Origin of the sequence: Streptomyces sp. NPDC020299 (assembly GCF_044387825.1) — a bacterium.
GTDB lineage: Bacteria > Actinomycetota > Actinomycetes > Streptomycetales > Streptomycetaceae > Streptomyces.
Map to the genome: position 1 here is coordinate 88801 of NZ_JBIRWL010000019.1, position 12588 is coordinate 101388.

Below are 12588 nucleotides of genomic sequence, written 5' to 3' on the forward strand. Positions count from 1 at the left end.
GCAGCGTAGTGATTACGGCCGGAGCAGTTCCACCTTCACGTCCGCCGGGAAGCCGGTCGTCGGCCCCACGCGACGGGCGAACTCCGCGACCGCGTCGAGCTGCGGCCCGCCGAAGCGGAAGTCGAGGGTGGTGAAGTACTGCGCCAGGGTCCGCTCGTCGAAGTCCTCCCAGCGGGCCGCCTGCTCGGCGACCTTGGCGACCTCCTCGAGGGAGAGGTTGCGGGAGGCGAGGAACGCCTCGTGGACCTGGCGGGTGATGTCGGGCTCGCGCTCGACGTAGTCACGCCGCGCCGCCCAGACGGCGAACACGAAGGGCAGCCCCGTCCACTCCTTCCACAGCGCACCGAGGTCGTGCACCTCGAGCCCGTAACGCGGCCCGTCCAGCAGGTTGGCCCGCAGCGCCGCGTCCCCGATCAGGACGGCGGCGTCGGCCTCCTGCATCATCAGGCTGAGGTCGGGCGGGCAGGTGTAGTAGTCGGGCCGGACGCCGTAGCGCTCGGCGAGCAGCAGCTGGGCGAGGCGGACGGAGGTGCGGGAGGTCGAACCGAGGGCGACCCGGGCGCCGTCCAGCTGGTCGAGGGGGACCTGGGAGACGATCACGCAGGACATCACCGGTCCGTCGCATCCCACGGCGATGTCGGGGAAGGCGACCAGTTCGTCCGCGTTGCGCAGGAACTCCACGAGGGTGATGGGCCCGATGTCGAGGTCCCCCCGCACCAGCTGCTCACTGAGCTTCTCGGGGGTGTCCTTGGTCAGCTCGAAGTCGAGGAGGGTGCCGGTTCTCGCGAGCCCCCAGTAGAGGGGCAGGCAGTTCAGGAACTGGATGTGACCGACACGCGGCCGGGTGCGAGAATTGTCCACATCGCGAGACTAGACCCCGTGCGGCACGGTGCCGCGCGCGGCCCCTCGGTCAACTGGCCCATCTGGCGGTCAAACTTCCGGGTGACGTGATCTTGACCTCTATTGCTTCGGGGAGCCCACGTGCTAGGCTCGCCGCAAGTTGCAGTTTGGTTTCCCTTGCAGTACAGAGCCTGCGGAGCATGTAACCGCAGGCTCTAGTCGTTTTCAGACGTATGCAGTTGTGCGGAGCTTGCTTTCACACTTGCAGGTTCTGGAGCAGGGCGACCCTTTGGGCCCAAGGAGGGCTTATGGCTACCGGAACCGTTAAGTGGTTCAACGCCGAAAAGGGCTTTGGCTTCATCGCCCAGGAAGGCGGCGGCCCCGACGTCTTCGTTCACTACTCCGCGATCAACGCCACCGGCTTCCGCTCCCTCGAGGAGAACCAGCAGGTGAGCTTCGACGTCACCCAGGGCCCGAAGGGCCCGCAGGCGGAGAACGTCACCCCCGTCTGATCACTGTCTGATTAGCGGCCTGATTAGCAATACCCAAGGAGCCCCACGCCATCCGGCGACGGGGCTCCTGCCTTTTCCCGCGGCCCGGCGCTCTTGTGCCTGCGTTCATTGCACCTGCGTTCATTTCCAGTTCACACGTGCTGCATGATCAGTACGAACTTCGTTCCCTCCGCGAGCGCCTCGTACGTGTGCGGCACGTCCCCGCGATACGACACATAGTCTCCCGGCCCCAGCTCTACGACTTCCCCGTGCGGCCCCGCCTTCACGCGGCCCTCGCCGACCACGATGTGCTCGACGGTCCCCGGAATGTGCGGCTCGGAATCCCGTACGGTCCCGGGCTCCAGCCATACGTAGTAAATGTCCCGCCGGGCACCGGGCGGGCTCACGGAAAGCAGTGAGGCCAGATAGCTGGACTGCTCGGAGTGCACGGTGGGCCCCTCCCCCGCCCGGATCACCTGGACGGCCGACCCGGGCGGCTCCACCAGCGTGCTGAACGGCACCCCGAGGGCCACCGCCAGCGACCAGATCGTCTCCATGCTCGGATTCCCGCCCGCTCCCTCCAACTGCGAGAGCGTGGACTTCGCGATCCCGGCCCGCTTGGCCAGCTCCGAGAGCGACAGCCCGGCCCGGGCGCGTTCGCGGCGGAGGGAGGCGGCGATCCAGTCGAGGGGGAGGCGGGCGGGGCGGCGGCCCGGGCGGCCGGGGACTGAGTCGGACATGATGTTCGTTCGCTCCATCGGTATGACTGTTCGGCTTGACGAACGGGATGGCTGCTGTTCATTGTAGAGAACATGCGTTCGCTGTTCCGAACACAGACACTGGCACAGACACTGACACAGACACTGGCACCGACCTCGGCATCGACAAAGCGCACCCGCACCACCCTGATCCGCGACAGCTCGCTCGTCTGGCTGGCCAGCGGGATCGTCGGGGTCTCTTTCGGCGCGGTCTCCGTCGCCGGCGGGCTGCCGCTGTGGGTTCCGGTGGTGATGTCGCTGGTGGTGTACGCCGGTTCGGCCCAGTTCAGCGCGGTGGGCGTGCTGCTCGCGGGCGGCGGCCCGCTGGCCGCGGCGGCGACCGGCCTGCTCCTCAACACCCGTACGGCCGCCTTCAGCATCGCGGTCGCGGAGATCATCGGCCGGGGCCGCCTGGCCCGGCTCGTCGGCGCCCACCTCGTGACCGACGAGACCGTGGCCTTCGCCCTCGCCCAGCGGGACCCGGAGCGGCGCCGGACGGCTTTCTGGATCTCCGGACTCGGCCTGTTCCTCACCTGGAACACCGGGGTGCTGGCCGGCGCGTTCGCCGGGAGCGCGCTCGGCGACACCGCCCGGTACGGCCTGGACGCCGCCTTCCCCGCCGTCCTCGTGGCCCTGGTCCTGCCCACCCTGCGCACGGACCGGGCGGTACGACGCTCCGCCCTGCTCGGCGCCGCCCTGGCCCTGGCGGTGACGCCCGCCGTCCCGGCCGGCGTGCCGGTACTGGTGGCACTGTGCGGGCTGCTGCTCCACCGCCCCGCTCCGGCGGGGCCTCGGCGGGAGGCGGCCCGGTGAACGCCACGGTCGCCATGATCCTGGCCCTCGCCGTGGGCACGTACGCCTTCCGGCTGGTGGGCCCCGTACTGCACGGGCGCGTGGAGATACCGGCGCGGGTGCAGGAGCTGGCCTCGGCCGGGGCGGTCGTCCTGCTGGTCGCGCTGCTGGCGACGGGCGCGCTGACCGAGGGCGGGGGTTTCGCCGGGTGGGCGCGGCCGGTCGGAGTGCTGGTGGCGGGGGTGCTGGCGTGGCGGCGGGCGCCGTTCGTGGTGGTGGTGTTGGGGGCGGCTGTGGTGACGGGGGTGTTGCGGGCGCTGGGGGTTGGATGAGGCCCTACTGGCCGGCGGCCTCCAGTTCCCGTACCAGGCGGGTCGTCACCGGGACGAGCACACCGTGCTGGTCGGCCGCGCGCAGCAACGCTCCGCCGATGGCGCCGAGTTCCAGCGGCCGGCCCGCTTCCGCATCTCGCTGCATGGAGGACTTGGTGTCGGCCGGGAAGGCTTCGTAGCGCGCCAGGGTCTGAGCCGGGGGGCCACCGGCGCGCCGCAAGCGCGGCTGACGGCGGCGTTGAGGCTGAAGGGCTGGGAGCCTGGGCGGGGTTGGGGTGGGCGGCCCATGGTCACGACTCAACCGGCGCCGCGTTCAACTCGCCCCTTTACCCGCCCAGCACCCTCACGCAGTCCTGCCAGGCCGGTGGGGTCAGTAGGGGGCGGAGGCGGGTGAAGAGGGTGCGGAGGGCTGGGGCGTGGCGGGTGCGGAAGGTGGGGTCTTCGGCTGCCAGGTCCAGTTCGTTGGCGGCTGTGAGTTCGGCGAAGTCTTGGGCCTCGCGGGGCGGCAAGGAGCCCGCCCGAGTTGTGAAGCGGTCCTTGAACGGGGAGTTGGGGGCCGTGATCCCCAGGGTGGGGTACGTCGCGGCGCGGTCGCAGCTCGCGTAGGTGTAGACGATGGCTTCCGCTTCCTCGCCGATGGCTGCCCGGAGTTCGTCTCGGTGCGTGAGCGGGAGCAGGGCCGGCGGGAAGCCGTCGGTGCCGTAGCAGGCGTGGCAGAGGCCGGCCAGTTGGAGGGCCGGACGGGCGCCCCAGTCGGCCAGGCGGGCGCGTACTCGGTCGCAGTGGGCGAGGAGGGTGCCGCCCGGATGGGGGATCGTGTCCGCGTTCAGGCGGCGTAGGAGTGCGGTCGCTTCCTCCATTCGTGCCACCGTCCCCGCCACCGTCCCCGTCCCCGTTCCCTCGCTGGCAGGCGGTCGGCACCCGCTCCCGGGAGCGGGTTGCCGCCTGGGCCCTGCGGAAATCCTCGTACCGGCCAACCCTCCAGTCAATCCTGGGGATTTGACAGCAGACCCAAGTGTTAGCTTGGGGGTCGTGACGCTCGACGATCTGCGCGTGTTCGTGGCCGTGTGCCGGGGCGGGAGCCTCAGCGCGGTGGCCCGGGAGCTGGGGTGTACGCAGTCGGCGGTGAGCCAGCACGTGAAGCGGCTGGAGCGGGAGACCGGAGTGGCCCTGCTGGAGCGGCAGCCCCGCGGGGTCGTGCCGACGCAGGCGGGGCGGGTGCTGGAGGCCGCCGCCGCGGAAGGGATCGCGGGACTCGACCTCGCCGTAAGGGAGTTGCGGGACCTCGTCGACGGACGCAGCGGGTATGTGCGGGTCGCCACGGGGGCTACTACCGTGCGGCATTTCATGTCCGACGCCGTCGTACGGTTCCGGCAGCGCTACCCGCACGTCAACCTGGAGTTCCGGACGGTCAGTTCAGGGCGCGGCAGCTTCGACGCGCTCGCCGACGGCACGCTCGACCTCGCCTGGATCACCCTCGGCCCCTCCGTGCGCGGGATCGAGCAGCGGGCGGTGGTCGAGCTGCCCTGGGTGCTGGCCGTACGGGCCGACGATCCGCTCGCGCGGCGGCCCCACCTCGACGCCGGCGAGCTGCGTGACGTACGGCTGATCCGGCTGCCGCCCAACTCCGCTTCCGCCGCCCATCTCGACGCCGCCTGCGATGAGTTGGGCGTGCGGCTTGCCTACGAGCCCAGCGTTGCCGACTGGGACACCGCTCTGCTGCTCGCCGAGCTGGGGGCGGGGCGGGCCGTCGTGCCCGCCGTGCCTGGGCTGCCCGTTCCCGGGGAGGGGGAGTTGCGGCTCGTTCCGCTTCCCGGGCTGCGGCCCCTCCCCGTGGGGTGGGCCGTACGCCGGTGGGACGCGCTCAGTCCGGCGGCGCGGGCCTTCGCCGACACGGTCGTCGAGAGCCGGGTGCGGGTGAGCTGAGTTCCCCCTCGCCGTCACCACATCACCGGCAGCTCCACAGGGAACCGGCGAATGGTCTTCGCGTCCCACCGGATCCTCTCCGGCGGCACCGCCAACCGCAGCCGGGGGAAGCGTTCCAGCAGACGGCCTACCGCCACCTCCAGCTCCGCCATGGCCAAGGGCACGCCGATGCAGCGGTGGCCGCCCCAGCCGAAGGTCATGTGGGGGGCGTGCGGGCGGGCGGGGTCGATGGCGTGGGGGTCGGGGTAGCGGGCGGGGTCTCGGTTGGCGGTGAGGTAGGAGACGTGGACGAAGTCGCCGGCCCGGATCTCCGCGCCGGCCATCTCGACGTCCTCCAGGGCCACCCGGGGGATGCCGACGCCCTTGCGGAACGGGATGTAGCGGAGCAGTTCGTGGATGACTCCCGGCAGGGTCTCGGGGTGACCCTTCAGGTGGTCCATCAGTTCGGGGCGCGTCAGCAGCAGGTACACGATGTTGCTGATCTGGCAGGTGGCGGTGTCCTGGCCGCTGAGGACCAGGGTCAGCGTCATGACGGCCATTTCCTGGTCGTCGAGCTGGTCCTCGCCGTCCCGGGCGGCGATCATGCCGCTGATGATGTCGTCGCCGGGGGTGTGGCGGCGCTGCTCGACGAGAGTGAGGAAGTAAGCCGTCAAGTCACTCTTGACCTGGGCGGCCGCCTCCTTGCTGTCCCGGCCGGTGACGAGGAGCTTGAGGACCAGCTCGCGCATCCGGGGCCATTCGTCGCGGGGGATGCCGAGCAGGTCGAGGATGGTGTGCTGGGGGAACGGGTCCGACAGGTGGCGTACGAGGTCCGCGGGCGGGCCTTCCTCCGCCATGCCGTCGAGCAGTGAGTCGGCGAGCTGGACGATGCGGTCCCGCATGGCGTCGACGCGTTCCTGGGCGAAGGCCTGGGAGACCAGGCTCCGTACGCGGCTGCTCTGCGGCGGGTCCATGACGTTGACGGACTCGGGGGACACGATGGGCTCCGGGGTCATCCGGGGGTAGTCGTGGCCCATGATCTGCGCGCGGCTGAAGCGGCGGTCGACGGTGACCTGCTGGACCGAATGGAAGTCGGTGGCCAGCCAGGCGTCGGCTTCGCCGTACGGGAGGCGGATGCGGGTGAGGGACTCGCGTTCCATGAGGGCGGCGAGTTCGGGGTCGAACTCGAGGGCGTGGCTGTAGTCGAAGGGGCAGGTGCGGGGTTCTTCGTCGGTGGTCATCAGCCGGTCACCCCTGCCATGGGTACGACGTCGGTGGCGTCCACGGCGGGGCGCAGCGCCTTGGCGAGCTGGACGGCGTCGCCGACGGCCCAGTAGTGGACGAAGAAGAGGCGGGGCTCGTCGGTGAGGTTGTGGTGGTGGAGCTCGACGAGGTCGATGCCGGCGCGACGGAGGGCGACGAGGGAGTCCTGGACCTCCCGGGCGACCATGACGAAGTCGCCGCTGATCGCGACCCGGCCGCCGCCCAGTGGCTGGTAGTTGACGGAGGTGGTGGAGCCCAGGCCCGGCGGGAGGATGAGGTGGCCGTCGGTGATGGTCTCCCTGCGGACGAAGGTGCTCTTGTAGACGTTTCCGTCGCGTGCGCCCTTCACGCCGATCGCGGCGTCGACGGCGGCGGTGTCCATGTCGAGGGGCGGCAGGGAGTTGGCGGTGGCCGCTTCCGGCCGTGGGGTGGCCGTTCGGTCGAACGCGGCGCGCAGGCCGTGGGCGACGGTCACCGGGTCGTGGGCGTGGGCGTGCACGTGCACCCACCAGATGTCGGGGCGCTGTGCGAGCAGGTGCTTGTGGATCGCGGTGGTCAGGATGCCGTGCTGCTGGAGGACGTCGATGAACGGCTGGAGTTCCTGCTCGGTGAGCACCACGTCGCCCATGAGCAGCGTGCTGCCGTCGGAGTAGCGGACGAAGGACACGTGGGTGCCGAGGGCGAGGCCGGCGTCGACCCTGACGCCGCGTGTGTACACCTTCAGGTCCCGGCGCGGGAGACCGGTGTGGTACATGAACCGCTTCATGTCGCCGGGGCCGCCGAGGGCCTGGCCCACGTCCGTCCAGTCGGACAGTTGGGTCATCACCGGCTCGATGAGCGTGCGGGATGCCGTCGTGCGGGCTCCCGTGGTGCGGGCTGCCGCTTGCGCGTCTCCGGTCATCACCGCGGGGAGTACGGGAGCGAACGCGGCGGTCGCCAGGATGCGGCGCCGGGACGGGATGAACGGGAGTCGGGGGTTTTCCTGTCCGTTTTGCTGCTGCTTGTCATCATTCATGTCATATGCCTCCTGGCGCGATGGAAGCACGGCAGGAGGCACGGACCCGTGATCCGCACCCGCTGGTGGGCCAGGTGGGCTAAGCGTGCCGTGGCGGCCGGGTGAGCCCTCCGGGGAACGGCCGTATCAGCCGTACAGCTCCTCCACCTGCGTCGCGAAGTCCCGCATGATCGCCTCGCGGCGGAGCTTCATCGAGGGGGTGAGGTGGCCGGCCTCTTCGGTGAAGTCGACGGGGAGGACGGCGAACCGCCGGATGGACTCCGGGCGGGAGACCAGCTTGTTGGCCTCGTCCACGGCCCGTTGCAGGAGGGCCGTCAGTTCCTCGTCGCCGATGAGGAGTTCGGGCGGCACCGGGTGCTTGCCGTTCATCTGGCGCCAGTGGGTGATGCCGTCGGGGTCGAGGGTGAAGAGGGCGCCGACGTAGGGGCGGCCGTCGCCGACCAGCATGCACTGGGAGATCAGGGGGTGGGAGCGGATCCAGTTCTCCATGGGGGCGGGGGCGACGGACTTGCCGCCGGCCGTGATGAGGAGTTCCTTCTTGCGGCCGGTGATGGTGAGGTAGCCCTCGTCGTCCAGCTCGCCTATGTCGCCGGTGGCCAGCCAGCCGTCCCGGGTGGCGGGGACGACTCCGCCCGCCTGGGGGTCCCAGTAGCCGCGGAGCACGTGGTCGCCGGAGATCAGGATCTCGCCGTCGGCCGCGATACGGACCTTGGTGCCGGGCAGGGGCCAGCCGACGGTGCCGAGGCGGGGTTTGAGGGGTGGGGTGACCGTGGAGGCCGCGGTGGTCTCGGTGAGGCCGTAGCCCTCGAAGATCTCGATGCCGGCGCCGGCGTAGAACGCGGCGAGGCGGCGGCCCAGCGGGGAGCCGCCGCAGATCGCGTACCGCACTCTGCCGCCCATGGCGTTGCGGATACGGCGGTAGACCAGGGGGTCGTAGAGGGTGCGGGCGGCCTTCAGGGAACGGCTGGGGCCGCCGCCGGTGCCGGTCTGGCGGGCTTCGAGGCCCTCGCCGTAGCGGATGGCGGTGGCGGCCGCGCGGTCGAAGGTGGAGACGCGTCCGCCCGACTCCGCCTTGGCGCGGGCGGAGTTGAAGACCTTCTCCAGCATGTAGGGGATGGTCAGGAGGCAGGTCGGGCGGAAGGCGGCCAGGTCGGGGAGCAGGTCCTCCGCCTTCAGGCTGGGGGCGTGGCCGAGCCGTACCCGGGCCCGGACGCAGGCGATGGCGACCATCCGGCCGAAGACGTGGGACATCGGCAGGAACAGCAGCACCGAGGCCTCCTCGTCCGATCTCGCCTTGAAGACCGGGTGGAGGAGCTCGATGGCGTTGTCGACCTCGGCGAAGAAGTTGCCGTGCGAGAGGGCGCAGCCCTTGGGGCGGCCGGTGGTGCCGGAGGTGTAGATGAGGGTGGCGAGCGTGTCGGGGACGAGCATGCCCCGGCGTACGTTGACCTCCGCGTCCGGCCACCCGGCGCCGAGCTCGGCCAGGCGGTCCACGTGGTCCTTCTCCATCACCCACACGTGGTGCAGGTCGGGGAGGCGTTCGAGTTCGGGGCCCACGGCGGCGGCCTGGCCGGCGGTCTCGGTGACCAGGGCGACCGCGCCGGAGTCCTGGAGGATCCAGCGGGTCTGGAAGACGGAGGAGGTCGGGTAGATGGGGACGGTGACGAGCCCGGCCGCCCAGGCGGCGAAGTCCAGCAGGGTCCACTCGTACGTCGTGCGGGCCATGACGGCGATCCGGTCGCCGGGCATGAGTCCCTCGGCGATCAGCCCCTTCGCCACGGCGAGTACCTGGTCGGCGAACTGGTCCGCCGTCACGTCCTGCCAGCCGCCGTCGGAGGTCTTGCGGCTGAGGACCACCGCGCCGGGGTCCGCCTCCGCGTTGTCGAACGGCAGGTCCGCGAGGGATCCGTGGGTGACCGGCGGGGCGAACGGCGGGACGGACACCTCCCGTACCACCCCGTTCAGACGCCGCGTCTCGGGCTCGACGAGGATCGGCACACCGTCGTAGTCGGTGGCGTGGACGGAAGCGCCGACGGAGATCGGGGCGCCGACGGCGCCGGAGGAGACGGTGGCGCCGTTCGGGTACGGGGTGGACACGGGCGGCTCCTCGGGCGTGCAGCGCGAAGTGCTTGCTGCATTACGTACGTGCCTCGCGCACCGAGGCGTTCACCGGCGGCCTGCCGCAGAAAGGGGTTACCGACGGTTAGGCAGGTGATCGTACGAGGCTCCTGTGGTGGGTTTGTGTCGGTTCGGGGATGGTCCAGCGCCAGGCCTGTGCAGTCTCGGGGGTTACCTGACGGGTGCTCACGTTCTCGGCCTTCTCCTCACCATGAATCCTGACATAGTCTTACCACCGGTAACCTTACTCCAGAGTAAGCAATTGAGCCCCTGGGAGTCGTCAGATGGCCGACCGCTACCTGAGCTTCACCGGCACCGCGCCCGGCCGCTTCCTGACCCGCCGCCTCGGGCTGCCGCAGCCGGCACCGCTGCGGCGCTGGTCGGAGCGGGAGAGCTCCCTGGACGGTCCGCTGCTCCACCTCACCGCCGGGAAGTCCGACCTGGATCTCGCTGCTGTCCTCGGCCGTACGGGGCTCAGCGCGGGGACGGAGAAACCCGCCGCCGTCGTCCTCGACGCGACCGGCGTACGGGACGTCGAGACGCTGGGCGAGGTGCACGGGGCGCTGCACCCTGTCGTGCGGTCGGTCGCCGCGAGCGGGCGGGTGGTGGTGCTGGGCGCCCCGCTCGACCCCGCCGACCACCACCAGGCCGCCGCCCAGCAGGCCCTGGAGGGCTTCACCCGGTCGCTGGGCAAGGAGATCGGGCGGGGCAGGACCGTCAACCTGGTCCGGCTCACCGACGCGACGGCCGCCGAGTCCACCCTGCGCTTCCTGCTCTCCCCCAGGTCCGCGTACGTCAGCGGCCAGGTCATCGGCGTGGGAGAGGGGAGCGTCACCGCCCCCGGCGACTGGGAGCGGCCCCTAGCCGGGCGTACCGCGCTGGTCACCGGCGCCGCGCGCGGGATCGGGGCGGCGGTCGCCGAGACGCTGGCGAGGGACGGCGCCCGGGTCGTCGTACTGGACGTACCGGCGGCGGAGGCGGACGCCCGCCAGGTCGCCGAACGGCTCGGCGGCACCGCCCTCGCCCTCGACATCACCGCCGCCGACGCCGGTGAGCGGATCGCGGCGGCGCTGCCCGACGGGCTCGACGTACTCGTCCACAACGCCGGGATCACCCGGGACCGGCGGCTGGTCAACATGCCCGCCGAGCGGTGGAGTTCCGTGCTGGAGGTCAACCTCGCCAGTGTGCTGCGCACGACCGACGCGCTGCTCGCGCGCGGCACCCTGCGCTCCGGCGGGCGGATCGTGGCCACCGCGTCGATCGCGGGTCTGGCGGGGAACGCGGGGCAGACGAACTACGGGGCGAGCAAGGCGGGGGTGGCCGGGCTGGTGCGGTCCCTGGCGCCCCGGGCGCTGGACGGGCACGGGGTCACCGTCAACGCGGTCGCTCCCGGGTTCATCGAGACCGCGATGACCGCCTCGATCCCCCTGTTCATCCGGGAGGCGGGGCGGCGGATGAACTCCCTCGCCCAGGGCGGGCTGCCCGTCGACGTCGCCGAGACCACCGCCTGGCTCGCCCACCCGGCCTCCGGCGCGGTCAACGGGCAGGTCGTCCGGGTCTGCGGCCAGAGCCTGCTGGGGGCGTAGCGCATGACCGAGCTCGCCGGCCTCCCCGCCCTCCCGCCGCTCCTCCTGCGCGGCGCCCTCCTCTCCCCCTTCAAGCGCCCCCGCCCGGACGCGGACCACCCCCGGGACCGGCTCGTGGTGCCCGGGCTGCGCGTGGACCTCGCGCGGCTGGCCGGCTACGAGCGGGTGTGCGGGTTCCCGACCGGCGAGGACGCGCTGCCGGTGACGTATCCGCATGTACTGGGGTTCCCGCTGGCCATGCGGCTGATGAGCGGGCGGGCCTTCCCGCTGCCGCTGCTGGGGCTCGTCCACACGTCGGTCGAGATGACCCGGCGCGGCCCGCTGGCGGCCGGCGGGACGTACGAACTCGGCGTGCACGTCGACGGGTTGGTGCCGCACCGGCGGGGCACCGAGGCGGTCGTGGTCACCGAGCTACGGGCGGACGGGGAGGCGGTGTGGGAGTCGCGGAGTACGTATCTGGCGCGGCACCGCACCCCGGGGAGCCCTGAGACCCCTGCCAGCGAGGAGCGCAAGGGGCTGCCCGAGGTCGACGAGTGGCAGCTCGGCGGGGACGTCGGGCGGCGGTACGGCGCGGTGTCCGGCGACCGCAACCCGATCCACCTCAGCCCGCTGACCGCCCGCCTCTTCGGCTTCCCCCGTGCCATCGCGCACGGCATGTGGACCGTGGCCCGCTGTCTCGCCGCGCACGGGACACCGGACGCGGTGCTGGTGCGGGCGGAGTTCCGGGCGCCGGTGCTGCTGCCGGGGGCGGTGACGTACGCGGCTCAGGGCGGGCGGTTCGAGCTGCGGGGCGGCGAGAAGACGCACGTCAGCGGGGATGTCTACGCGCTGGTCCCCTGAGCCGTCGGCTCGGGCGGCGACCACGGCCGCCCGGCCATCAGGTCGCCCAGGCCCGACCACGCGAAGTTCATCAGGGTCGCCGCCGCCTGCCGGGCGGTGACGCCCGGGGTGGCGTTGGCCCAGGCGGCGAGGGACTCGGCGGCTCCGACCAGGGCCTCGGCGAGGCCGGCGACCTCGCGCTCGGGGAGGTCGGGGTTCCGGTGGGCCTCCCGGGCGGCGACCGCGATCAGCTGGGTGACGAACGCGACGATCTCCTCGCGCATCGCCCTGACCTCGGCGGCGAACGGCTCACCGTGGGTGCGGGCCTGGAGGTGCAGCACGGACCAGCCGTCCGGGTGCTCGGCGGTGTGCGCGAAGAACGCCTGGAGACCGTCCCAGAGTTGACGGTCGGCGGGCAGACCGGGCCGGACCCCGGTGCGTACGGCCTCCGTCAGCGCCTTGGCCTCACGGCGGATGCAGGCGGTGAAGAGGTCTTCCTTCGAGTTCAGGTACAGGTACACCAACGGCTTGGACACGCCCGCCAGTTCGGCGATCTCGTCCATCGACGCGGCCATGTACCCCCGCTGGCCGAAGGTCCGAACGGCGGCGTCGAGCATCTGCTGCTCCCGCACCGCGCGCGGCATCCGCTTGGTCTTCACGGCACCCATG

Annotated in this window: 13 protein-coding genes and 1 pseudogene; 6 read left to right on the plus strand and 8 right to left on the minus strand. The window is 71.7% G+C overall.

The genetic code is table 11. The features are described from left to right. Positions 1-12: 12 nt before the first annotated feature. Positions 13-861, minus strand: coding sequence for a menaquinone biosynthesis protein (locus ACH45E_RS36525; RefSeq protein WP_361449514.1), 849 nt, complete (start codon positions 859-861; stop codon positions 13-15). 287 nt (positions 862-1148) lie between these two features. On the opposite strand from ACH45E_RS36525, the gene ACH45E_RS36530 reads away from it, so the two are divergent. Further along, entirely contained in the window at positions 1149-1352 is a 204-nt protein-coding gene (locus ACH45E_RS36530; RefSeq protein ID WP_004984723.1) for a cold-shock protein, read from the plus strand. Between the two features lie 131 nt (positions 1353-1483). On the opposite strand, the gene ACH45E_RS36535 is transcribed toward ACH45E_RS36530, so the two are convergent. After that, positions 1484-2071 carry an XRE family transcriptional regulator gene (locus tag ACH45E_RS36535; protein ID WP_361449511.1) on the minus strand — a complete coding sequence of 196 codons (588 nt, stop codon included), beginning with the start codon at positions 2069-2071 and terminating at the stop codon, positions 1484-1486. 72 nt (positions 2072-2143) lie between these two features. Between ACH45E_RS36535 and ACH45E_RS36540 the strand changes: the two genes are divergently transcribed. Both ACH45E_RS36540 and ACH45E_RS36545 read left to right on the plus strand, forming a co-directional pair. Further along, positions 2144-2902, plus strand: a complete 759-nt coding sequence (locus ACH45E_RS36540) for an AzlC family ABC transporter permease (protein WP_361449508.1) — start codon at positions 2144-2146, stop codon at positions 2900-2902. 14 nt (positions 2903-2916) lie between these two features. Continuing rightward, positions 2917-3213, plus strand: a complete 297-nt coding sequence (locus tag ACH45E_RS36545) for an AzlD domain-containing protein (RefSeq protein ID WP_399042343.1) — start codon at positions 2917-2919, stop codon at positions 3211-3213. A gap of 4 nt (positions 3214-3217) precedes the next feature. On the opposite strand, the pseudogene ACH45E_RS36550 reads toward ACH45E_RS36545, so the two are convergent. Together ACH45E_RS36550 and ACH45E_RS36555 are read right to left on the minus strand one after the other, a co-directional pair. Next, positions 3218-3450, minus strand: a pseudogene (locus ACH45E_RS36550) (ketopantoate reductase family protein); the annotation flags it as partial. Positions 3451-3539: 89 nt separating this feature from the next. Further along, complete coding sequence (locus ACH45E_RS36555) at positions 3540-4073, minus strand: DUF6817 domain-containing protein (RefSeq protein ID WP_361449502.1); 534 nt, start codon at positions 4071-4073, stop codon at positions 3540-3542. A 172-nt stretch (positions 4074-4245) separates the two neighbouring features. On the opposite strand from ACH45E_RS36555, the gene ACH45E_RS36560 reads away from it, so the two are divergent. After that, positions 4246-5139 carry a LysR family transcriptional regulator gene (locus ACH45E_RS36560; protein WP_361449499.1) on the plus strand — a complete coding sequence of 298 codons (894 nt, stop codon included), beginning with the start codon at positions 4246-4248 and terminating at the stop codon, positions 5137-5139. A 14-nt stretch (positions 5140-5153) separates the two neighbouring features. Here ACH45E_RS36560 and ACH45E_RS36565 read toward each other — a convergent pair whose 3' ends face one another. From ACH45E_RS36565 to ACH45E_RS36575, 3 genes are all read right to left on the minus strand, one after another. Beyond that, entirely contained in the window at positions 5154-6359 is a 1206-nt protein-coding gene (locus tag ACH45E_RS36565) for a cytochrome P450 (protein WP_361449496.1), read from the minus strand. Continuing rightward, a complete protein-coding gene (locus ACH45E_RS36570; protein ID WP_361449493.1) occupies positions 6359-7396 on the minus strand; it encodes a DUF1259 domain-containing protein in 1038 nt (345 codons plus the stop codon). The genes ACH45E_RS36565 and ACH45E_RS36570 overlap by 1 nt, the downstream gene beginning before the upstream one ends. 126 nt (positions 7397-7522) lie before the next feature. Then, positions 7523-9436, minus strand: coding sequence for an AMP-binding protein (locus tag ACH45E_RS36575; RefSeq protein WP_361449752.1), 1914 nt, complete (start codon positions 9434-9436; stop codon positions 7523-7525). Positions 9437-9798: 362 nt separating this feature from the next. Here ACH45E_RS36575 and ACH45E_RS36580 point away from each other — a divergent pair, with 362 nt between their 5' ends. Beyond that, entirely contained in the window at positions 9799-11100 is a 1302-nt protein-coding gene (locus tag ACH45E_RS36580; RefSeq protein ID WP_361449490.1) for a 3-oxoacyl-ACP reductase, read from the plus strand. Between the two features lie 3 nt (positions 11101-11103). Next, the gene (locus ACH45E_RS36585; RefSeq protein ID WP_361449487.1) at positions 11104-11940 is read left to right on the plus strand and encodes a MaoC/PaaZ C-terminal domain-containing protein; all 837 of its coding nucleotides are present in this window, start codon (positions 11104-11106) and stop codon (positions 11938-11940) included. On the opposite strand, the gene ACH45E_RS36590 is transcribed toward ACH45E_RS36585, so the two are convergent. Then, positions 11922-12587: a TetR/AcrR family transcriptional regulator gene (locus tag ACH45E_RS36590; RefSeq protein ID WP_361449484.1), complete on the minus strand. Its 666-nt coding sequence runs from the start codon at positions 12585-12587 to the stop codon at positions 11922-11924. The two genes, ACH45E_RS36585 and ACH45E_RS36590, sit on opposite strands and share 19 nt — an antisense overlap. Position 12588: the final 1 nt, after the last annotated feature.

Bases quoted from the DNA above. Each gene is read 5' to 3' on its own strand.
- ACH45E_RS36530 (WP_004984723.1), top strand. From the start codon at position 1,149: ATGGCTACCGGAACCGTTAAGTGGTTCAACGCCGAAAAGGGCTTTGGC.
- ACH45E_RS36535 (WP_361449511.1), bottom strand. From the start codon at position 2,071: ATGTCCGACTCAGTCCCCGGCCGCCCGGGCCGCCGCCCCGCCCGCCTC.
- ACH45E_RS36540 (WP_361449508.1), top strand. From the start codon at position 2,144: ATGCGTTCGCTGTTCCGAACACAGACACTGGCACAGACACTGACACAG.
- ACH45E_RS36545 (WP_399042343.1), top strand. From the start codon at position 2,917: ATGATCCTGGCCCTCGCCGTGGGCACGTACGCCTTCCGGCTGGTGGGC.
- ACH45E_RS36555 (WP_361449502.1), bottom strand. From the start codon at position 4,073: ATGGAGGAAGCGACCGCACTCCTACGCCGCCTGAACGCGGACACGATC.
- ACH45E_RS36565 (WP_361449496.1), bottom strand. From the start codon at position 6,359: ATGACCACCGACGAAGAACCCCGCACCTGCCCCTTCGACTACAGCCAC.
- ACH45E_RS36570 (WP_361449493.1), bottom strand. From the start codon at position 7,396: ATGAATGATGACAAGCAGCAGCAAAACGGACAGGAAAACCCCCGACTC.
- ACH45E_RS36580 (WP_361449490.1), top strand. From the start codon at position 9,799: ATGGCCGACCGCTACCTGAGCTTCACCGGCACCGCGCCCGGCCGCTTC.
- ACH45E_RS36585 (WP_361449487.1), top strand. From the start codon at position 11,104: ATGACCGAGCTCGCCGGCCTCCCCGCCCTCCCGCCGCTCCTCCTGCGC.
- ACH45E_RS36590 (WP_361449484.1), bottom strand. From the start codon at position 12,587: ATGGGTGCCGTGAAGACCAAGCGGATGCCGCGCGCGGTGCGGGAGCAG.